Source organism: Bradyrhizobium semiaridum (assembly GCF_020329505.1).
Classification (GTDB): Bacteria; Pseudomonadota; Alphaproteobacteria; order Rhizobiales; family Xanthobacteraceae; genus Bradyrhizobium; species Bradyrhizobium semiaridum.
On sequence record NZ_JAGKJJ010000003.1, the window covers coordinates 21,139 to 41,406 of the forward strand.

General features: G+C 60.1%; 18 protein-coding genes. 3 read left to right on the forward strand and 15 right to left on the reverse strand.

The annotated features are described in order from the left end of the window. Positions 1-449 precede the first annotated feature (449 nt). Both J6500_RS04750 and J6500_RS04755 read right to left on the reverse strand, forming a co-directional pair. Positions 450-2,579, reverse strand: a complete 2,130-nt coding sequence (locus J6500_RS04750; protein WP_225711525.1) for an ATP-binding protein — start codon at positions 2,577-2,579, stop codon at positions 450-452. 2 nt (positions 2,580-2,581) lie between these two features. Further along, positions 2,582-3,877: an SIR2 family protein gene (locus J6500_RS04755; RefSeq protein ID WP_225711526.1), complete on the reverse strand. Its 1,296-nt coding sequence runs from the start codon at positions 3,875-3,877 to the stop codon at positions 2,582-2,584. A 215-nt stretch (positions 3,878-4,092) separates the two neighbouring features. Here J6500_RS04755 and J6500_RS04760 point away from each other — a divergent pair, with 215 nt between their 5' ends. Further along, a complete protein-coding gene (locus tag J6500_RS04760; RefSeq protein ID WP_225711527.1) occupies positions 4,093-5,373 on the forward strand; it encodes a DUF2130 domain-containing protein in 1,281 nt (426 codons plus the stop codon). 271 nt (positions 5,374-5,644) lie between these two features. Here the strand turns inward: J6500_RS04760 and J6500_RS04765 are convergent, their stop codons facing one another. Then, on the reverse strand, positions 5,645-5,866 hold the full coding sequence (locus tag J6500_RS04765; protein ID WP_312010565.1) for a helix-turn-helix domain-containing protein: 222 nt from the start codon (positions 5,864-5,866) through the stop codon (positions 5,645-5,647). Between J6500_RS04765 and J6500_RS04770 the strand changes: the two genes are divergently transcribed. Further along, positions 5,853-6,362 carry a hypothetical protein gene (locus J6500_RS04770; RefSeq protein ID WP_225711528.1) on the forward strand — a complete coding sequence of 170 codons (510 nt, stop codon included), beginning with the start codon at positions 5,853-5,855 and terminating at the stop codon, positions 6,360-6,362. The two genes, J6500_RS04765 and J6500_RS04770, sit on opposite strands and share 14 nt — an antisense overlap. Here the strand turns inward: J6500_RS04770 and J6500_RS04775 are convergent. The 12 genes from J6500_RS04775 to J6500_RS04830 form a co-directional block, all read right to left on the reverse strand. Beyond that, on the reverse strand, positions 6,349-6,711 hold the full coding sequence (locus tag J6500_RS04775; protein ID WP_225711529.1) for a DUF2274 domain-containing protein: 363 nt from the start codon (positions 6,709-6,711) through the stop codon (positions 6,349-6,351). The two genes, J6500_RS04770 and J6500_RS04775, sit on opposite strands and share 14 nt — an antisense overlap. Before the next feature lie 3 nt (positions 6,712-6,714). Then, positions 6,715-7,992: a TraB/TrbI/VirB10 family type IV secretion system protein gene (locus J6500_RS04780; protein ID WP_225711530.1), complete on the reverse strand. Its 1,278-nt coding sequence runs from the start codon at positions 7,990-7,992 to the stop codon at positions 6,715-6,717. Then, positions 7,989-9,014 carry a P-type conjugative transfer protein TrbG gene (gene trbG / locus J6500_RS04785; RefSeq protein ID WP_225711531.1) on the reverse strand — a complete coding sequence of 342 codons (1,026 nt, stop codon included), beginning with the start codon at positions 9,012-9,014 and terminating at the stop codon, positions 7,989-7,991. Before trbG ends, J6500_RS04780 begins: the two co-directional genes overlap by 4 nt. Continuing rightward, a complete protein-coding gene (gene trbF / locus J6500_RS04790; protein ID WP_225711532.1) occupies positions 9,011-9,715 on the reverse strand; it encodes a conjugal transfer protein TrbF in 705 nt (234 codons plus the stop codon). Before trbF ends, trbG begins: the two co-directional genes overlap by 4 nt. Before the next feature lie 3 nt (positions 9,716-9,718). Next, positions 9,719-10,882: a P-type conjugative transfer protein TrbL gene (trbL, locus tag J6500_RS04795; protein ID WP_225711533.1), complete on the reverse strand. Its 1,164-nt coding sequence runs from the start codon at positions 10,880-10,882 to the stop codon at positions 9,719-9,721. An 11-nt stretch (positions 10,883-10,893) separates the two neighbouring features. Then, a complete protein-coding gene (gene trbJ, locus J6500_RS04800; protein ID WP_225711534.1) occupies positions 10,894-11,646 on the reverse strand; it encodes a P-type conjugative transfer protein TrbJ in 753 nt (250 codons plus the stop codon). Between the two features lie 27 nt (positions 11,647-11,673). Next, complete coding sequence (gene trbE / locus J6500_RS04805) at positions 11,674-14,244, reverse strand: conjugal transfer protein TrbE (protein ID WP_225711535.1); 2,571 nt, start codon at positions 14,242-14,244, stop codon at positions 11,674-11,676. Then, positions 14,238-14,495: a VirB3 family type IV secretion system protein gene (locus tag J6500_RS04810; RefSeq protein WP_171711385.1), complete on the reverse strand. Its 258-nt coding sequence runs from the start codon at positions 14,493-14,495 to the stop codon at positions 14,238-14,240. The genes trbE and J6500_RS04810 overlap by 7 nt, the downstream gene beginning before the upstream one ends. After that, entirely contained in the window at positions 14,495-14,764 is a 270-nt protein-coding gene (locus J6500_RS04815; protein ID WP_130229227.1) for a TrbC/VirB2 family type IV secretion system protein, read from the reverse strand. The genes J6500_RS04810 and J6500_RS04815 overlap by 1 nt, the downstream gene beginning before the upstream one ends. Before the next feature lie 117 nt (positions 14,765-14,881). Further along, the gene (trbB, locus tag J6500_RS04820) at positions 14,882-15,865 is read right to left on the reverse strand and encodes a P-type conjugative transfer ATPase TrbB (protein ID WP_225711537.1); all 984 of its coding nucleotides are present in this window, start codon (positions 15,863-15,865) and stop codon (positions 14,882-14,884) included. Then, positions 15,858-16,409, reverse strand: coding sequence for a CopG family transcriptional regulator (locus J6500_RS04825; RefSeq protein ID WP_225711538.1), 552 nt, complete (start codon positions 16,407-16,409; stop codon positions 15,858-15,860). Before J6500_RS04825 ends, trbB begins: the two co-directional genes overlap by 8 nt. A gap of 12 nt (positions 16,410-16,421) precedes the next feature. Then, positions 16,422-18,449: a conjugal transfer protein TraG gene (locus J6500_RS04830; protein ID WP_225711539.1), complete on the reverse strand. Its 2,028-nt coding sequence runs from the start codon at positions 18,447-18,449 to the stop codon at positions 16,422-16,424. Positions 18,450-19,053: 604 nt separating this feature from the next. Here J6500_RS04830 and J6500_RS04835 point away from each other — a divergent pair. Continuing rightward, positions 19,054-20,160 carry a Fic family protein gene (locus J6500_RS04835; RefSeq protein ID WP_225711540.1) on the forward strand — a complete coding sequence of 369 codons (1,107 nt, stop codon included), beginning with the start codon at positions 19,054-19,056 and terminating at the stop codon, positions 20,158-20,160. Positions 20,161-20,268: the final 108 nt, after the last annotated feature.

Genomic DNA, 20,268 nt, shown 5'->3' on the forward strand with positions numbered 1-20,268 from the left:
CTTCGGGGTCGCGAAAGTGATTGCCGCCTGTTCCCCCCACAGCTTAGAACTACAACTTTTGCGAGAGAACTCAATATCACAATGCTATAGACCAAAGAAGGATCAATGGATTGGACGATTAAGGCGTTCTCAGCTGGAACCTCACCGACGCGCCCCATGCTCGCGCACATGGTGGAGCTCCCCTCACCACTGTTCTCGCGGGCTAAAGGACGAGGCTGTCGTCAACCCTCACCGGTCCTCGAAGCCGCGATGATTCGACAGAGTCTGGTGAGCGGAAATCAGGGTCCAAAGGCGTCGTCCGCTCAACATTTGTCCGGACGATAACGAAGGAAGGGCTGGCCGTCGAACCGCATCGCTCATCGGCTCGAAAAACATGGCCGATTAGGCATCGAAAACTGTCGAGAGTCTATGGAACCGGCAGCCGGAATGCCCCGCGCTAGACGGTGAGCTCATGCAGCGCCCCCCTCGGTCTCCTGATCAAAGGCTCCAGGCGGCTCCGGCGAACGCGTCCATTGATCAATGACAGAACTCCAATCGATTGCTCTGGGCTTTGCGAGAGTCCAGACATCCCAAAAGTCGGGGTCGGCGGAATGCGGCCGATGCTCTTCAGGTAGCTCGTCGATCTCGACTAGAACTGGAATAGGAGTGGCCCATCCCAACAGGATCGCTTGGCGCGATGCCAAACTTGGCAACTCTCTTAGGAGACCCCCAACATTATCCGGCACGAGCCGCGAAACAAGATTTTGATCGCTATCGTTGACAAGCCGATGCAAAAGGAACGTATTACATTGGGCCAACACAGTAGCCGATAGCTCGGACGGCCGTTGCGATGAAAGCACCATCCCAAGTCCGAACTTGCGGCCCTCGCGGGCAATGCGCTCGAACGTTTCACGGCAAAGATGATCTGAGCTCGCAACAGGTCCTTCGCTACCTTTCTTAATGAAGGTGTGGGCCTCTTCCAGAACAAGTACGGTCGGTAGGGCCTTCCCGTCCGAGTTCAACCGCCGGTAACGCTGAAGCGATTCGAATACAAGGCGAGCCAAGACCGCGACAATGACGTGCACGATTTCAGCTGGCACTAAAGATAGATCGATGATTGCGACTGGACCGTTTGCGCCCTCGTTAGCGCCAATATAATCATTGAGCCATGACTCGAACATCGTTGGTGGGTCGCGCCCAATAACAGCTCCGAGTCGTTGGTCTGCGAGCATGCCACGGATGCGAATGCCTAATGTCGATATAAATCCTGCAAGTGCGCCTCCCTGATCGCTAGCAATGCGCTCAAGGTGATCCGCAAGTAAGGTGACATCAAAATGCAGCGGAGCATCCTCACTGATGGGAGCGACGGTAGTTATGTCAGGCAGATCCGCTGCTGCGTTCTGCAACGCATCTCTGATACTTTCTAAATCTGAGGCCAGAAAATCGTTGAAATAGTTGCCATCCTTTCGCGCAGTGACGACGCTCTTTGCAACTCGAACTACCTCCAACATTTGGGCCTTAAGCGGCTCCCCGACAGAATCTGAAAGAACGACTAAATCCTGGTAGATCGCTTGAATCGCTCGAGCGCAATCGAACCTCGCCTTTGCCGTTTCCGCGAAAGCGGATGTTCCCGCACCGAGGAAACGATTAACGCGATGCATGTACGAGACTAAGTAACGGCGAATAACTGCTTCCCTCGGAATCCCTTCCGTCCGCCCGCTCTTCAATTCGCGCAAGCCTTGAAGCAAGAGTGGTCGTTGCGCGCCAGGCTGCGCCTGAGCGACAGCCGTCCATTCATGCCCGTTCCACATCCACGCCGGAACGTCTAGCGGCCGCTCGCCATTCGACACGGGCGGAACCTTGAATAGGCGGACCCCGTCGCCAAGATCCGAAAATGCGCGCGAGTACTCTCCGTTGGGATCAAGAACAATGAATCGCGTATTGGGTTTGCTCGACTTTCCTGCCGTGGCTATGGCGTTTTGGCTTGCGTCCAATGACCATCGGATAAGTCCCGCCACACTGCAGGACTTTCCACTTCCTGTGTTACCAAGAACCGCGAGGTGGCGACCGAATAGTTTGTCGGGATCGACCACAATGGCCGCGTTCGATGCTAAGGGCGACACACCGATTCGTACTCGCCGGTCCTTGTCGCCAGCACCGACGATTGCCGCAATCTGTTCAGCGGTTGGAACCAAGACCTGATCGCCAACAGAGGGAAATGACACAACGCCTCTTCGCAATTCAAATCCTACGTTGCCCGATTTGGCATCTCTCTTCGACGTAAGCGTGCCTATTGGCGTGACGCACATCTTTCGGAGTGGAAATGGCAAGTCGATCAGTCCAAAATCCCTAAGACCCGACCTTTTTGGATAGGGCGACCGTTCGATACCCATCCAAGAAACATAACCGACCGTAGCGCCGGCCTCGTTCGGCAATAGGACATACCCGTTTAGCCTTGGGAACGGCTGAGGTGTCCCGGTGTTCAGCGCAGTAGCATGTGGCGCTTCAAGGTCGAGCAGTACATGGACTTCATTCGGCGCGACCGATTCGACCGTGCCGACCACGAGCTCCGCTAAGCGTTGAACTGGCGTAGTTGTCATGGTTACGCCGCTCCCGCAGGAGGCGGCATCGCTGTCCCTGGACTTGTCGGTGCGGCCGGACGATGTCGAAGAACGTCTGTGAGCCGTCCCGTTATGTAGTCGAGCGCCGGCTTCGGAAAATAATTCTGAACCAATACTTCAAGAGACGCAAAGTGTGGACCCAGCAGAAGCGATACTTGTGCTTCCCGCGCTCGCGCACAGAACGCTTTGAGGCGGTCGTCGATGCCGAAAGCGATGATGACAATGTGTGTTGAAGGAATAGTCAGCATATCGAACAGGATGCGGTTCACGTGATCGTCGCCAAAACCATAGCCATAAGTAACAATGACCGAATTTGGTCGACAGGTCGCCGCCGCCATGTCGCGAAAGAGTTCAGCATAAGGGTACGCTGTCGTCTCCACATCCTTCGCTGGGTTCGGGTAGATCATCACGGTATCAATCGGCTCCTTCGGCAGATCGGTGTGGTCGCTGGGAGCAGCAAAAGGAATTCCCAGACGCCGGATTGTGCCTAGATCGGAATCGTAGCTCCAATCTAGAGAGCCGTGGAGCTTTGTGAGTCGAACGACGCCCTCCATAAATCGGGGTTCACCTCGGATGCCGGGAGGATTGTAATGAATGTCGACTTCAACCCGTGACGAACGGAATAGCGGATTCAGAGCGCCGACAAAACGGTCAATGATCCGCAGGCCAGCGAGGTCGCAGCCGTGCTCTATGACACGATCATAATTTGTCGTGAAAACATGGAGGCGCTCTCGGGATGCCGTTCTGCTGGCGCAGCTCAACAGAAACGATTGCAGAAGCGTCTCCGCAAGCCACAACTTTTCGGGAATCGTCGCGGCAGCAATCTGTCGCTCACTCTCAAGTAACGATTTTAGGAATGTCAAAAGTTGACTGTCCAGCTGCTTCTTCAACGTCGTTGCAGCGCCTTCGTCGGTGACCAACAAGCCCTCATAGACTGCAAGTGCGCTTCGAAACTGATCTTCGATATTCGCCGAGCCTCGGCCCATTTTCTTGGCCGCTGCTGCCGCATGCTCGTCAATTTTTGCATCGTAAGCGCTGCCCAACGTCACCTTGGACATCCCAGTGGCGCTACCGCCAGCGGCATAGGCGATTGCGGTCGTAAATCCGCTGCCGATCAGAAGGTTAAGATGTTCGGCCTGAAATACTGCCGACAGCCAAGGCTCGATCGCCTTTCGAGCGTCTGCAACAAACTGGTCGTAATCAGGCCCGGGCGTCGGTACCGCATCGGCTTCGAACTCTTGGGCTCCGACGCGATAACAATGCTTCTTCCATTCCACGGAACGTTCCCCCACAAGGGCGATGCAATTCTATTGCTGGGTTTTCATTTTTAATCACGAATCGCCTACTTCCTATCCTGCGTGCCTTGTAGCAGTCCACACTACTTAAGCTTGTACGACCACTCAGCCTTGGCTTTCTGGGGATTCATTGGATGTCAGGTTGACCTCAGTGGGCGGATGGCGCAGAATAGAACAGACAGTGAACAGGAATCTACATGACCGGGCACGTCCACGAGCCTCGCATCATTTGCCCCAGGTGCAGCCATCAAATTGCGCTAACGGAGTCGATTGCTGCCCCTCTGCTTGAGGCTCAGCGACGCGGATTTCAGGAGAAACTCGTTGCGCGGGAAGCCGAGTTTGCCCGCAAGGCTGACGAACTCCGACAGCAGCAGGATGAACTAGCCAAGGCAAGAGAAAGCCTTGACGAGCGTATTAATCAGCGTCTTGAGGTCGAGCGCAAGCAGGTTGTTGCGGCCGAGGCCAAGAAGGCTCGGGAGCAAGTCGCAGGTGACCTCGCCGCCATGAAGCAGCGGCTCGCGGAAAGCGAGCAGCTCCTTGAAGCACGCAACGCTAAGCTGGTCGAGGCTCAGCGAGCCCAGGCCGAAGCTCTTCGCAAACAGCGAGAATTAGACGAAAAAGCGCGCGAGCTTGAGGTCACCATTGAGAAGCGCGTGCAAGCGAGCCAAGCTGAGCTTATCGCGAAAGCACGCCAAGACGTGACTGATGAGTTAAGGTCGCAGGTCTCACAAAAGGACGCGCAGATCGACTCGCTAGGGCGCACCGTTGAAGAACTGAAACGCAAGCTCGAACAAGGCTCACAACAGACGCAGGGTGAGGCTTTCGAGCTTGAACTCGAAAATCTTTTGCGCGGCAAGTTCCCCCTCGACCTGATCGAACCGGTTGCCAAAGGCGAGACAGGCGGCGACATAGTCCACACCGTCAACGGGCAAGTCGGTGCGTCCGCGGGCGTGATCCTTTGGGAGCTTAAAAACACGAAAAACTGGTCGGATGCTTGGTTACCAAAGCTCCGCGATAACAAGCGCGCGGCCAAAGCCGACGTGGCGCTCATTATCTCCACCGCGCTGCCCAAAGGCGTGGAATCCTTCGACCTGATCGACGGGGTCTACGTGGCCCATCCGCGCTGCGCAGTGCCGGTTGCCATGACTCTGCGCCAAGGTCTCTTAGAGGTCGCCAGCGCACGCACAACACAAGCCGGCCAGCAGTCCAAGGCTGATCAAGTATATCAGTATTTGACCGGTTCCCGGTTCAAGCAGCGCATCGAGGCCATCGTCGAGCGCTTCAAAGACATGCGAGAGGATATCGATAAGGAGCGAAAGTTCATGGTGAAGGCCTGGGCCAAACGAGAGGCCCAGGTCAGCGCGATGATCGAGTCAACTGTCGGCATGGTCGGGGACCTTCACGGCATCATGGGTCAGGCTATGCCGGAGATCGAGGCAATAGAAGACCCGCCGATGATTGAGGGAAAAGCCGCTTAGAAAAAATTGGGTGACAGCAGGAGCGAAATCGCCCGGTTGGCGACAGAATGGCCGGTCGCTCCAGGCCAGAGCATCAACTCCGCCTCTACTGCCAAGCTTTCTCTCAAAACTTTGTCAGTCCCCCTTCATCGGCGGCGGTTGTGATCGAAGTCGTCTCCGGAAACTGTTTGCGCAAAACGGGAGTATTTCCGGGCAAGTTCGGAGACTTCTTGACGCGTTCCAGCTCTGTGGAACCGCTTCAGCGCCGCAGGTTCGGCTATGCGGCTCAATATTATCGCTTCAGTAGGTCGCCCGCGTCCACGCCCAGGGCCTTTGCAAGCTTGCCAAGCATGGTAACCGAAGCGCTGTAGGTGCTGGTCTCCAGCTGGCTGATATAACTTCGATCTACCTTCGCTCGAAATGAGAGCTCTTCCTGACTCCATCCCTTTTCGTGCCGAAGCCGGCGAAGGTTCTTCGCAACAATGTCTCGCATTCCGTCCATGAAAGACGGCATGCTTCTTGTTGAGGATACTCATCAATTGAGTATACTCAACAAAGAGATTGCAGAGGAGATTGCAGAGGCGATAATCCATATGAATGATCGTGAAACAATACAGCTATTTCCGTTCGTGGAAGTTGCAGAGGACGCTTATCGATTTGGCTACCGCGCGATCGGAGCGAGCGAATACGTTTCCACGGTCGAAATGCCTGTCCAGCTCGTAGAGCAAACGGTGCTGACCAGAGCTTCATCAACCGTAGGAATCAGTCCGGACGGAACGGTAATTGCGCGTTTGCTATGGTCACATGCTTCAGGCAGCATCCCAGATCAATCGACCGACCTCGAGGCACTCGACGCTCTAGTTCGACGAGCCGTAACTATCGAAAACCTTCGGATGGAGGAAGCAACCCTTTCAGACCTCAGTACACTCCTGCAGAGACTCGAGTGTTGTATCAGTCTGGTCAAGGAAGCCATCAGCCAGATGTCAAGCGAACCAATTACTCCGGTCTAGATGACGGAAATCTCTGGTTCGCTTCCACCGCATTTGCGGGCACGTAGGATGATTCCTTGCTCTTGCTGGAGCCTTCCGACGGCTCTTTCTGGGCAGATGGAGCATTGAGACGTCGGGACGGACCAAGCGTCGGGTCCTTCGCGCCGCCTCCCCGGCTGGTTCGCTTGAAATCCGCATCGCCATCTAAAAACGCTTCCAGCATAAACGGTATCAGCTCAGTTACTTCTTCCTTGTTGCCGTAGATTTCCGCATAGAAAACAGCATATTCGCGCAACCGCTGCGCCAAACCCGGGGTGAGCACAATGGTCATCTTGACCGGTGTCCGATCAGGCAGCTTCGCAAGCTTCATCGCTTACCTGTCCTTCGCCGAGGTCTGAACGTCCTGGTACGGCTTCAGCACCAGATCCTTCGAAACAATCACCCGCAGCGGCCATCCCGGTCGCACCGTGATCGTCGGCTGCACGTCGAGCTCACGCTCCACCAGGCGCTGCCCAGCCCGGTTTGTCGTCTGCTGCGTGCTCTCCCGCAGGGCCTTCACGAGATCGCTTTCGTCATTGCCAATCGATAGTTGAGTCCCCACCCCGATCAGGGTCGCCAGGGCCACGCCCTTGAGCAACTGCCAGGTGTGGAAGTCCACCTCGTCCTCAAGGCCAGCATAGCCAGCGACGTCCGTGGCCGGAAGGTTCTCGATCACGATCGAATTGCCATTCGGCAGGATGAGCCGGCTCCATATGACCAGCGCACGCTTTTGGCCGAATGCGACGACGCTATCGTACTTGCCCACGATCCTTGTCCCCTGCGGGATCAAGAGATGCTCGCCCGTTACCGTGTCGTAGACGTTCTCGGTAACCTGGCCGATGGTAGCCCCGGGCAAATCCGAATTCAGTCCCGTGACGAGGCTCGCCGGAATGATCGATCCGGCCATCACGGCGTAGGTCGATGGCGCCGGCTTGAGCGCATGGGGATTGGTGGTCTCGGTGTCGGCTTTCGCTCCCACGAAGGCAAGCTTGCGCGCTTGCGACGAGGGAATAATCTCACTGGAGCGGTCGATCATTGCCTGCGCCGTCTTTGCGAGCTCCGCAGCAGATGGCCCTGTATCGGATGTTGGAGGCCGGAATGCTGATGGGGCAGCAGCCGTTGCCTCGGTAGTGCTTGTCTGCCTGCGCTTTTCCTGTTTCTCGGACAGCCGGACGAACAAGCCGGACTCCTTTGCCTGTTGAGCGACCCGTGTCTGGCGGATCCGCTCAGCTCGCTCGGCGTCCTCCTCTGGGTTGGTGCGGAAGCCCGTGTCCGATGTCGCGCCGGCCTTCTTCTCGTTTTCGGCAAAAGCCCGACCGATGTCTCCCGGAGATGGTGGCCCAAGCCGCGGGGTCGACGGCGGCAGTTCCTCATAGGATTTCGGCAGCTTGCTCAAGCCCTCGGCGGTCTGCTTGCGGTCCGTGTTGTAAAGCTCGGTCCGCTCCACCTGCTTGAACGAGTGCGGACGGAGCGCAATGAGTATCGCCCCGCCAACGAACAGCGCCGCGACGGCGCAGCCGATCATGAGGGCCCGCCGGTTGAGGCGCCGAACGGGCCGCGGCCGCGCCCGCAGTTCAAGCGGCTCCGGCTCCTGATCCAATCCTGTCGTCATGAGGCGCTCCCGGTGCTGAAGGCCTGCGACACGGGGCGCGCGTCGATACGGATGATCCTGACGATGCGCTGCGGACTCTCACCAAGACGAAGCTCGGCGGCACCGAACATACGATCGACGATGTAGTAGGAACCGCGGACCCGATAGTTGACGAGGTTTGGCCGGCCATCAGCGCCGGCAACGAACAAGGGCGGCGCCTCCCCTTGCGACAGGCCGGAGGGCATCTGGATGTAGACCTTGCGGCCGTCGTCGAAGGCGCGTAGCGGCCGCCACGGCGGATCGTCTCCCTCGATCCGATAGCGGAAGTTCAGGCTGTCGAGCCGCACCCCGCGATCGGCGATGCGTTCCTCGCTTTCCTGGGCGACGACGTTCTGCTTGTGGAGGGCGACCAGCGTATCCGTCGGATAGGTCCATGAGATCGAGGCCATGTAGGTCTGTTTGGTCGAGACGAGCTCGAGGTGATAGGCACGACGGTCAGTTAGGACCACGAGGTTGGTCTGGATATCTGGAAGCGTTGGCTTGACCAGGATGTGCACCCGCCGAGCGCTTCCCTGCCCGCTCGAGGTATCTCCGACCACCCAGCGAACCGTATCGCCGGTGGAGACGTCGATCAGCTCCTCGCCCGGTTGCAGCGCGATGGTCGAGACCTTCTCCGGGCTGGCATAAAGCCGGTAGAGCGCACCTTCCGTCCACGGGTAGACTTGGATGGCGTTGATATAGCCTGCGCGTGTCGGCTCCATCCGTGCCGCCTTGTTGGCCTTGGCGATCGCCTGCTCCGGCGGCAGCTTTTCCTCCTTGGCGCTCTTTGTCGGAAACGGCTTCAACTGGCCCGGCAATGGCAGGATCTTGGGCGTCTCGACGACCTGTACCGGCGCCGGAGGATCGGCGTCTGAAAGCGCCTTCTCAAAGGTCATCTCATCATAGGGCGCTTCGACATTGAGTTTGGTGGCGCATCCGGCAAGCCCAAGAGATAATGCAAGGACGCTGGCCGACGCGAGCTGGGTGAGAGCTTTGGAATTCATTTGGCGTCTCCAATGAGGTCGCGCGACCAGTTGAGGGAATGGACGTAGAGGCCGAGAGGGTTCTTTCGCAGCGTTTCGGCATCTGTGGGCGGTTTGAGAACGGTGGTGACGAGACCGGTAAAGCGCTCTGTCTTTGCGATCGCCCCGTTCTCGTAGGTGTTCTCCTTCCAGCGGATCTCGAAGCTGTCGCCGGACGCACGCACCACCGAGGTGACTTCGGTCGTCACCGTCTTGGACCCAATTTTTGTGAAGGGGTCGGCCTCTCGCGCGTAGTCGTTCAGCGCTTGCGCGCCTCGGTCGGTGACGAAGTCGTAGGCGCGCAGCCAGTTCGCCCGGACAATGATCGGATCGATCGACAGGGAGCGGACGTTCTCGACGAACCGCGCAAGGAAATGCGCGATCTGCGCGTCTGACGGCTGATAGGCTTCGAGCGCCGGCCCGACTGCGCGGACTTCGCCGAGCCGATCGACCTCGACCACGTAGGGAACGACGCCCGAGCGGGCGATCTGGGTAAAGATCGTCAACCCAAGGACACTGGACAGGCCGATCGCCGCCAGCGCTGCGAGCCGCCAGTTGCTCGCCTGCACGCGGGCGGAGCCTAGCCGCTCGTCCCAGACCTGGGCCGCTTTCTGGTAGGGCGTGACCGGCTCTGGCGTCTCGCCATAGCGAACCGACACGCGCTGAAAGGGATGACTTGCCATATCCTATTCTTCCCCCAGCTTCGGACCCGAAGAATGCCCACCTTTGTCACCCTCCTTCAGGGTGTGAGCGGCGACTTGCGCTGCTTCCCTCGCGTATCCCCGTCCTGACGAAGCGGCCCCACGACCTGCGCCTGTAGCAGCCGCTCCGTTCGTTGCGCTGCCAGTGCCCGCACTCGAGAGCTGATCCGCGGTTGCGGCTCGGGCTGACGTGCCCGCAGCCGAAGATACTCCCGTGAGCGACGCTGCGGATCGAACCGCAGTCATTGAACCGCCTGCCGCAACCCGAAGACCACCCGCGGCCACCGCTCCGCCGCCGATCACGACAGCTGCCGCACCCGCCACCGTTCCTGCAGCCGCGCCGGCGCCGAGCTGAGGCGCGCCGGAGACCAATCCCGATGCGATTCCTGGCCCGAAGATGCCAAGCCCAAACAGCGAAAGGGCCGCCAGCAACAAGCTCATGGCCGACGCGATGTCGACCGGCCGGGTCAGCGTGCTCGCGAGCTGGCCGAAGATGGTCGAGCCGATGCCGATGATGATCGCGAGCACCATCACCTTCACCCCCGAGGCCACCACGTTGCCGAGCGTCTTTTCCGCCAGGAATGCGGTTTTTCCCCACAGGGCGAACGGCACGAGAATGAAGCTTGCAAGCGTCGTCAGCTTGAATTCGATCAGGGTGACGAAGAGCTGCACCGAGAGGACGAAGAACGCGAGCACGATCAGGATCCAGCAAAACAGCAGGATCAGGATCGTTGGCAGGTTAGTCAGGACATCAAAGCCCGAGAATTGCCCGGTCTCCTCCAGGAGAGGATGAGCGGCTGTAAATCCGGCGGAGGCAACAAAACCTGGTCGGGCCAGGTCGGCCGCGCTTAAGCTCCCGCCGGCTGCCTTTAAGCCGATGGTCGAGAACGACGCGAAAACGATATCGGCAAGGTTCTTGAAGTTGCCGATGATGAATGCGAACGCGCCGACATAAAGCACCTTCTTGGCAAGCGTGACCATGATGTGGTCGTCCGCGCGCATGCTCCAGGCAAGCCCGGCAAGCGTCAGGTCGATGCCGATCAATGTTGAACTCAGGAATGAGACATCGCCGGACAGGAGACCAAATCCAGAGTCGATGTAGCGCGAGAAGGCCTCGGTAAAGCGGTCAATGACGGAGAGATCAGCCATGGCGCCCTCACCTACTTGCCGGCGGTGTAGGCATGGCCATCGCCTATGAAGCGATTGAATCGCTCCTTCGCGGCGGTTGACGACGCTTGCTGCTCGGCGGCGCGCAACGTCTCAGCGCGCGCCTGCGTTGCCATGAGCGCCTGGGTCTGCAAAGACTGCTTGATCTGGAGGCCAAGCAGCTCGTTGCCGGACTGTTGGGCCTGCAGTGAGCCAACCGCAGCAGACGAATTCGCCATCAGCGTTCGAAGCGTTTGGCCGTCCTGATCCAAAGAACTGACGATAGCCGACTGGATGGTGAGCGACTGCTTCAGACCATCGTAGCTATTGTCCCATCGCGACGTCGCATCCAAGACCAGCTTGTCAGAGGAAACGGCTGCCGCGTATTGGCGAGGATAAAGCCGTTCAAAATCCTGCTGGGTCTTCTGAACATCAAACGAGAGGTTCTTCGCCTGAGCAATCAGGCCGTTCATCTGAGCGATCGTCGATGTGAGCTGGCCAGCTACGCTTGTAGGCAGGCTCGCAAGATGTTTGGACTGATTCAGCAGCGACTGCGCCTGGTTTTCGAGGCTCCTGATCTGGTTGTTGATCTGCTCGAGCGCGCGCGCGGCCGTCAGAAGATTCTGACCGTAATTCGTTGGATCGAAGACGATATCGAACGCGCCGAGCCGCCGCGATCCATTCACCGCAATCACGAACGATAGTAGCGTTGTCAGAATAACTCTTGAGGTTGTTCCCATGAACATGCGACCTGTACTTTCGAGCATGGAAGACTCCAGGGATTGAGGTTGAGGTCAGGCCTTATGGGCCTGTGCGAAGGTGCTGATGAGATTGGCGGCCCAGTTCAGACCGCGTTCGGCGAGGTAGCGCTCGGCGAAATGGTGAGGCCCGGTGCGGGCAAGGACGGCGTCAATGGCGCGCTGATCTTCTGGTGCGGAGGCTCCGACGAACGCGAGCGCGACTGGTCCTAAGCCGAGCTCAAACAGGCGATTTCCGGCACGGGACTGCAAATAGTAGTCACGTTTGGGGAATGCTTCCGCGATCAGGCGAATTTGTGTGTCGTTCAAGCCGAACCGGCGATAGGGTTCGGTCTGGGTCGGCTCCAATGCACGGGGATTCGGCAGGAAAATCCTGCTTGGACAGGACTCGATGATCGCAGGCGCAATCTGGCTGTCGGCGATATCGGCGAGCGACTGGGTTGCGAAAATGACGGCCACGTTCTTTTTGCGCAGCGTCTTCAGCCATTCGCGGATACGGCTTGCGAACAGCGGATCGTCCAGAAACACCCAGGCTTCGTCCAGCACCAGCAAGGTGGGCCGGCCGTCGAAGCGGTCTTCCAGGGTGTGGAAGAGATAGGTCAGGACCGGCGCCACCAGGCCTGGCAACGCCATCAGCTCTTCCATCTCGAACGTCAGCACGTCTGCGCCGGAAAGGCGGTCGGCGTCTGCGTCCAGGAAGCGGCCGTACGGTCCTTCGAGCGTGTAAGGCTGCAGCGCCTGCCGCAGGGCGTCGCGGGCAAGCAACGCGACGAGCCCGGTCATTGTCCTCTGGGAAACGGGCGCAGAGCCGAGGCTTCTCAGCGCCGACCACAACGTCTCCTTGACGTCGGGCGTTACGGTCACGCGCTCATGGGCGAGCACGCCGCAAAGCCAGTCAAGTGCCCAGAGCCGCGATCCCTCCTCCGCAACATCCTTCAGCGGCTGGAAGGCAATGCCACCCTTGGCGCCCAGCTCGTACCAGGCTCCTGATAACGCGAGTGTGGTCGCCCGAGCCGACCGCCCCTTGTCAAAGGTGATCAATTGGGCGTTCGGATAGCGCCGGAATTGAAGGGCGAGCATCGACAGCAGGACCGACTTGCCCGCGCCCGTGGGACCGACGATGATCGTATGGCCGACGTCGCCGGCGTGGAGCGACAGCCGGAACGGGGTCGCGCCCTTGGTCTTGGCGATCAGAAGTGGCGGACCGTCGAGGTGTTCGCACCGTTCGGGTCCGGCCCATACCGCCGACAATGGGCACATGTGGGCCAGGTTCAGCGTATGAACGATGGGTTGGCGGATGTTGGCATAAGCCTGCCCCGGCAGACCACCCAGCCAGGCCTCAACCGCATTGACGCTCTCGCGGATCGCCGTGAAGCCCCGGCTATTGATCACCCGCTCAACCGCGCGGATCTTTTCGTCCGCTTGATGCGAGTCCTCGTCGCTGACGGTAACCGTCGTCGTGATGTAACCAAAAGCAACCAGGTCGTCGCCAAGCTCGGAGAGCGCAGCATCGGCGTCGAGAGCCTTGTTGCTGGCGTCGTTGTCGAGCAGTGCCGCCTGCTCATTGAACATGACCTCTTTGAGGATCGCTGCGAGGGACTTCCGCTTGGCAAACCATTGCCGCCGGTAACGTGACAGCGTCGCGTTTGCCTGCGTGCGATCGAGCGGAATGAACCGGGTGGCCCAGCGGTAGGCAACGCCAAGCCGGTTCAGCTCGTCAAGCAGGCCGGGAAAGGTGACGTGCGGAAACCCGAGGACGGTCAACATGCGCAGATGGCTGCGCCCGATTGCCGGAGATAATCCGCCGGTAAGCGGCTCATCGCTCAGGAAACAATCGAGATAGGCCGGGGTCTTGGGAACGCGCACCGGGTGGCGCTTGGTCGAGACGCAGCTATGGAGATAGGTGAGCGTCTCCGCATCATCGAGGGGCCAGATCTCGGGCAAGACCGACGAGAGCAGATCGATCGTCCGGTCGGTTTCCTGGATGAACCTCTGGAGATGATCGCGATAGCCTTTCTCGTCGCTATCATATCTCTGTTGGGTGTCGATCTCGCTGTCGTCGGTGTCACCTTCCGCAGCCGCTTTAATCGATTGCCCGGGCCGAATGCGTTGCCCTTTTCTGGTCACGCGCCCCTTCGTCTTGGGACGTTCGAGGAATAAACCTTCGAGGCGCGAAACCCTTTCCGCCGGCGGCAGGTACACCAAGGTCAGATGCAGCACGCTTTCAAAATGCTGCCCGCCGGGCCGTGATGGATCCTTCCATGCGACACCAGCGGGCCCTTCGAAACCGGCGCGCCGTTCCTCATCGATCAGCCAGGACACCGGGTCCGGAAACTCGGATCGCGGGTATTCGGAGGCCGGGATGCGCGTGGCATCAAAGAACAGAGCCCAGCCGGAACTGAAGCGCTTCAGGACATTGTTGACGCGCGACGCCACGCTCATCAGCTCGGCCTCGGTCGCACTGTCGAGGTCCGGTCCGCGGTAGCGTATCGTCCGCTGAAAGCTGCCGTCCTTGTTGAGGATGACGCCGGGAGCGACCAGGCACGCCCATGGCAGCCAATCGGCCAGCCGATAGGCATTGCCGCGGAATTCTCTCAAGTTCAGCATGCGAGCCGCCCTTTGTGCTTGGTGTGACGGATCGCGACCTCGACGAAAGCCGGGTCGCGTTTGGCTAGCCAAACGGCCGCGCTGTGGCCGATGACCCAGAGCACGAGGCCGGCGAGCCAAAGCCGCAAGCCGAGCGCCAGCACGGCTGAGAGTGTCCCGATCAGGATCGCCGCGGCACGCGGGGCGCCGCCGATCAGGATGGGCTCCGTCAATGAGCGGTGGAGCACGAGTTCAAAACCATCGGGGCGCATTAGATCAGTGCTCCGCCACCGAACGAGAAGAACGACAAGAAGAAGGAGCTTGCGGCGAAGGCGATCGACAGGCCGAACACGACCTGGACCATCTTGCGGAATCCACCGGAGGTGTCGCCGAAGGCCAGAGAAATGCCTGTTACCGTAATGATGATGACGGCAACAATCTTGGCGACGGGCCCTTGGACGGATTCCAGGACGCGCTCGAGCGGCGCTTCCCACGGCATGCCTGAACCGGCGGCGTGTGCCGCCGTGACACTGAGGAGCATGCAGGCCGAAGCCGCACCGAGTGTGGTCAAAGGCAAACCGCTGACCGAACAGAAGCCACGAAGGCGCGAACGCACGTTTAGACCCAGACAAATGGGCATATTGCAGTCTCCTTAAGGTCAGGGGCGATGGGAGGTGTTTGGAAGTCCGGGCGGGGTCTCGAGCAGGTAGTCACCTGACGGATCGAGGCCCTTGAGCTCGGCGACGGTCTCGACGCGCCGCGCGGGGCCCCGCCCCTTGATGAAGACGATCAAGTCGATCGCCTCGGCGATGAGCCGGCGCGGCACGGTTGCGACCGCTTCCTGAATGAGTTGTTCGATCCGGTAGAGCGCTGCTCGTGCCGAGTTGGCGTGGACGGTGGCGATCCCGCCGGGGTGGCCAGTATTCCAAGCTTTCAGCATGTCGAGGGCTTCGGCCCCTCTGACCTCGCCGACGATGATGCGGTCGGGCCGCAAGCGCAGCGTGGAGCGAACCAGATCGGCCAGGCTTGCCACGCCCGGCTTGGTCCGGAGCGTCACGGCATCCCTGGCACCGCAGCGCAGCTCGCGGGTATCCTCAATGATGACCACCCGCTCTTGGAGGCCAGCGATCTCCGCAAGAAGCGCATTGGCGAGCGTCGTCTTGCCCGAGCCGGTGCCGCCGGCGATCAGGATGCTGCGCGCCTCGGTCACCGCTGAAGTCAGCACTTTTGCCATCAAAGGCGAGGCGATCTGCGCCTTGACGTAGTCGGACAGGCGGAACGTGGTGGTTGCGGGTTTGCGGATCGCAAAGCATGGCGCGAGCGAGACGGGTGGCAAGACGCCTTCGAAGCGTTCACCGGTTTCGGGGAGTTCCGCCGAGACGATGGGAGACGAGCCGCTCGCTTCCGCCCGCACGTGACTCGCTACAAGCCGAATGATCCGTTCCGATTCCTGCGGCGTCAGCACGACGCCGGTGTCGGCGCGTCCCGTCCCGTGCCGGTCAAGCCAGAGCCTCCCATCGGGATTGACCATGACCTCGACGACATCAGGCTCTTCCAGCGCAAGCGCGATTGCTGGTCCCATCGCGGTCCGCAGCATGCCGCGGCGTCGTTCGCGGGTCTCTGGCGAGAGGAGATCAGACATTGCCGACCTCCTCTCGCCCTGCCGGAGAACGCTCCGGCGGCTCACCCGCCGCGTTCGGCGCGCGGGATCCAGTCTCGTTAGCTTGGGCAGCGCCCGGAGAGGCGCCCTCCTCGAGGTTCCGCATGAAGAGATCCGGCTTCGAGGCGCTGACGCGGTCCATGACGTCAGCGACCAGACGGCCACCGGAGGCGACGCGTTTGCCGACCTGGGCGACAAACATCTCGAACCGCTCGCGTCCGAGCGCGCGCGCTGCGTCCTGATCCTGCGAAGGCAGCGGCGGGGTGATGGTCAGGTAGTAGCGGATGAACAGCGCGATGGTCTCCGCGAGGACGCTCACATCGCGGTCGGCTCGCTCGAGTTGCCGGCTCATCCGGTCGAGCCTTCGGATCAGCGCCGCATCGCCGCTCGTGTCCCGCTCGGGGTTGAGGAAACGATCCAGCGCAGCATCGACAATGGCTGATTTGTTGGCTCCGGGGCGCTTGGCCGCGAGCTCAAGCCGCTGCGCGACGCTGTCGGAGACATAGGCCGATAGTTTGGGTTTCATCGGGATGCTCTTTCAGAACGAGGGAAGAAGATCGTCATCGTCACGAGTGACGGCGTGGGCGCGGCGGACGGTGCTGGATGCGTTTGATGCCTGCTGCATCTGGCTGCGATCGGCGGCGACGTCCGACTCGTCGTCGAGCAATCGCTCCTCGATGGAGCGAACATCGGTCGCAGCCGGTGCAGCCTCGTCGAACAACGGCAATTGCTGCTTGAGACCGCCCTCCTCGCCGCCCGTCTGCATCAGTTCGCGATACGGCAGGGTCGCTAGGCGAAGGTCGGTGGTGCGAACCTCGCCGCGCCAATCGTCAGTGCGGGCTGGCGGCCGGTCGGCATACTGATCGCCCGCCAAGGATGGCGGCCTGCGCAATCGACTGACGAAGTTTGCGTCCTCATAGTGCCGCAGCTTGATCGCCCGGACTGGCGCAAGGCCTGAAACCAGCACGATCGCCTGGTCGGGCGGCAACTGCATCACTTCGCCTGGCGTCAGCAATGGACGCGCGGTCTCCTGACGGCTGACCATGACGTGGCCGAGCCATGGAGCCAGCCGGTGGCCGGCATAGTTGCGCTGTGCGCGTAGCTCGGTCGCGGTGCCGAGCGCGTCCGAGATCCGTTTCGCCGTGCGCTCGTCATTGGCGGCGAAGGCAATGCGGACGTGACAATTGTCCAGGATCGCGTTGTTCTCGCCGTAAGCCTTGGCGATCTGGTTGAGCGACTGGGCGATCAGGTAGGCGCGGATGCCATACCCGGCCATGAACGCAAGCGCGCTCTCAAAGAAGTCGAGCCGGCCGAGAGCAGGAAACTCGTCCAGCATCATCAGGAGCTGGCGGTGCTTGAGATCGCCCGCCTTGGTGTTCAGCGTCTCGGTCAGCCGGCGTCCGATCTGGTTGAGGATCAGCCGGATCAGCGGCTTGGTGCGGCTGATGTCCGACGGCGGAACGACAAGGTAGAGCGTGACCGGCTTGTCGGCACTCACGAGATCTGCGATGCGCCAATCACAGTGCTCGGTGTTTCGGCTAACGATGGGATCGCGATAGAGGCCGAGGAAGCTCACGGCGGTCGACAGGACGCCCGAGCGTTCGTTTTCGGACTTGTTGAGCAGCTCTCGCGCGGTCGCGGCGACGACCGGGTGCACCTTCGGCTCGGCCTCGGTGCCGAGATGATTGGTCGCCAGCATGATCCTGAGCGTCTTCTCGAACGACTGCGCAGGGTCGGCCAGGATCTCGGTAACACGGGTGAGCGTCTTCTTCTCTTCCGCATAAAGGACGTGAAGGATGACGCCGACCAGCAGCGAATGGCTGGTCTTTTCCCAATGGGTTCGGCGTTCGAGCGCCCCTTCGGGATCGACCAGGATGTCGGCGATGTTCTGGACGTCGCGGACCTCGGCGGCCCCTTTGCGCACCTCAAGCAGCGGATTGTAGCGCGCGCTTCTGGAATCGGTCGGATTGAACAGGAGGCAATGCGAGAAGGTCGAACGCCAGCCGGAAGTCAATTCCCAGTTTTCGCCCTTGATGTCGTGCACCACAGCAGACGAGGTCCAGGACAGCAATGTGGGCAACACCAGCCCCACGCCCTTGCCCGACCGGGTGGGCGCAAAGCACATGACGTGTTCCGGTCCGTCGTGGCGCAGATAGTTGTTCTCAAGTCGCCCCAGGAACACGCCCTTGGACGCGAACAGGCCAGCGGTCTTGATTTCCTTTGGGGTCGCCCACCGCGCCGAACCGTAAGTCGTCACCAATTGGCTTTGGCGCGCGCGCCACACCGAATTGACGATCGCAAACAGCGCGCCCGCGATGCCGCCGGCGGCGGCGATCGCTCCGCCTTCCTCGAATATCTCGGGCGCGTAGACCTCATAAGCGAACCACCATTCGAACAATCGCCAAGGCAGATAGACGGGATAGCCGACGATCAAGAACCAAGGCTCACCGAGGCGCTGCTGATAGCCGAGAGCTGCGGCAGTCCATTGTGTCGCGCCCCAGGTCGAGACGACAACGATGCCGAGGACGGCGGTGATTTGGCCGACATAGATTTTCGCCGGAAACATTTTCTGCTCCCACTTGAGCTCTCGCGAACGAGCGCGGCGAGATGAAAAGCGGGAGACGCCTTCGCATTCAACCTGAATAAAAAGCGGTCGCGGCAACGAGATCCGTGTCGATCCAGCCCGTCAGTGCAAGATCGTTGATGCGCCAATCTCGGCGTGGTTGAGGAAATGGCTCAATAGACCGTGAGCGGCTTGATCAAGCTGATTCAATTATCCAGCCGACTGCGATCTACTCAGCGCCAAGCCCGTCCCGCTTGAGAGAGCGAATCGGCGGCTTCTCTCGAGCGCAATGTTCGGCGGCGCGCATCGACGGAATGTCAGGAGAGCGGCGCGTTATACTCACTTCATGAAATGAGTATAAGCGCGCACGAGCTCGCGTGCAGCCATCGGGCGAGGTCTGCAGGCAGCACAGCTTTCATCCGCCGCGAGCTTGGCCTCGATCGAAGCGCAAGGGCAGGACGTCAGGCAGCGCTCCAACCAATTCAGCTTGAGATGGTTGGTCCGGTCCGATGCGGAGATTAAGCCCCCTATTCTCCGCATATTTTGCGGTAATTAACCTTGCGAATGCGGGGAAAAGCCGCCATATTCACCGCAAAGGATGCGGAGAATGTCGCAATATATCCACCAACTGCCTGATTGGCCTCACTTTTCCTGGGATACGGATGCCCTCGCAAAGCAGCTTGCGGCCGTTCGCCTGCGCCAGGGGCGGCTCATCGGCCGGATGCAGGCCCTGGGCTTCCCCCAGCAGGAGGAAGCTGTTCTTACCACCCTGACGGAGGAAGTCCTCAAGTCCAGCGAAATCGAGGGGGAACAGCTCGACAAGCACGCGGTGCGCTCTTCGCTCGCGCGGCGCCTCGGCATGGATGCGGGTGCCTTGCCCTCGGCAGACCGCAATGTCGAGGGTGTTGTCGAGATGATGCTCGACGCCACTCAAAAATTCAAAGGCGAGCTCACGGCGGAGAGGTTGTTCGGATGGCACGCCTCGCTCTTTCCAACCGGCCGCAGCAACATGAAGAAGATTGCTGTGGGAACCTGGCGCGACGCGTCGGCGGGACCAATGCAGGTTGTCTCCGGCGATTATGGACGCGAGCGCGTGCACTACGAGGCGCCAGCCGCTGACAAACTCGAAGCCGAGATGATCGCGTTTCTCGATTGGTACAACTCCGAAGAGAAGATCGATCCCGTAATCAAGGCCGCGATCGCGCATCTCTGGTTCGTGACTATCCACCCTTTCGAGGACGGCAATGGACGCATCGCGCGCGCCATCGCCGATATGTCGCTTGCGCGCTCCGAAGGAATTCCGCAGCGCTTCTATAGCATGTCTGCCCAGATACGCCTGGAGCGTAAGACCTACTATGACATGCTGGAGAGCACGCAAAAGGGTGATCTCAACGTCACGCGGTGGCTCGAGTGGTTCCTGGACTGTCTCGACCGTGCCTTCACCGGAGCAGAGACCATTCTCGCAGCCGTTCTCGAAAAGGCAGACTTCTGGAAACGGCATGCCGCGGCCCAAATCAACGATCGGCAGCGCGACATGCTCAACCATCTGTTGGACGGTTTCGAGGGCAAGCTGACGTCCAGCAAATGGGCGAAGATCGAAAAATGCTCGCCCGATACTGCGCTACGCGACATTCAGGGCCTCGTCGATCAGGGCATTCTCACGAAGGACCAGGGTGGAGGCCGCAGCACGAGCTACTCCCTCGTCAGATCTTGAGGACAGGCGAACATAGACGAGCCGATGTTGGCCCGGGCAAGACGGCGCGATGCCCCCGCATCACTGGACGACAGCCGCTTCGCACGCACCGGCTGGTTATACTATTTT

Coding starts and splice junctions, on each gene's coding strand:
- J6500_RS04780 (WP_225711530.1), bottom strand. CDS start 7,992: ATGACGACAGGATTGGATCAGGAGCCGGAGCCGCTTGAACTGCGGGCG.
- J6500_RS04815 (WP_130229227.1), bottom strand. CDS start 14,764: ATGCTCCTCAGTGTCACGGCGGCACACGCCGCCGGTTCAGGCATGCCG.
- trbF (WP_225711532.1), bottom strand. CDS start 9,715: ATGGCAAGTCATCCCTTTCAGCGCGTGTCGGTTCGCTATGGCGAGACG.
- trbG (WP_225711531.1), bottom strand. CDS start 9,014: ATGAATTCCAAAGCTCTCACCCAGCTCGCGTCGGCCAGCGTCCTTGCA.
- trbL (WP_225711533.1), bottom strand. CDS start 10,882: ATGGCTGATCTCTCCGTCATTGACCGCTTTACCGAGGCCTTCTCGCGC.
- J6500_RS04775 (WP_225711529.1), bottom strand. CDS start 6,711: ATGAAGCTTGCGAAGCTGCCTGATCGGACACCGGTCAAGATGACCATT.
- trbB (WP_225711537.1), bottom strand. CDS start 15,865: ATGTCTGATCTCCTCTCGCCAGAGACCCGCGAACGACGCCGCGGCATG.
- J6500_RS04830 (WP_225711539.1), bottom strand. CDS start 18,449: ATGTTTCCGGCGAAAATCTATGTCGGCCAAATCACCGCCGTCCTCGGC.
- J6500_RS04750 (WP_225711525.1), bottom strand. CDS start 2,579: ATGACAACTACGCCAGTTCAACGCTTAGCGGAGCTCGTGGTCGGCACG.
- J6500_RS04770 (WP_225711528.1), top strand. CDS start 5,853: ATGAAAGACGGCATGCTTCTTGTTGAGGATACTCATCAATTGAGTATA.
- J6500_RS04760 (WP_225711527.1), top strand. CDS start 4,093: ATGACCGGGCACGTCCACGAGCCTCGCATCATTTGCCCCAGGTGCAGC.
- J6500_RS04810 (WP_171711385.1), bottom strand. CDS start 14,495: ATGCGCCCCGATGGTTTTGAACTCGTGCTCCACCGCTCATTGACGGAG.
- J6500_RS04765 (WP_312010565.1), bottom strand. CDS start 5,866: ATGCCGTCTTTCATGGACGGAATGCGAGACATTGTTGCGAAGAACCTT.
- J6500_RS04825 (WP_225711538.1), bottom strand. CDS start 16,409: ATGAAACCCAAACTATCGGCCTATGTCTCCGACAGCGTCGCGCAGCGG.
- trbJ (WP_225711534.1), bottom strand. CDS start 11,646: ATGCTCGAAAGTACAGGTCGCATGTTCATGGGAACAACCTCAAGAGTT.
- trbE (WP_225711535.1), bottom strand. CDS start 14,244: ATGCTGAACTTGAGAGAATTCCGCGGCAATGCCTATCGGCTGGCCGAT.
- J6500_RS04835 (WP_225711540.1), top strand. CDS start 19,054: ATGTCGCAATATATCCACCAACTGCCTGATTGGCCTCACTTTTCCTGG.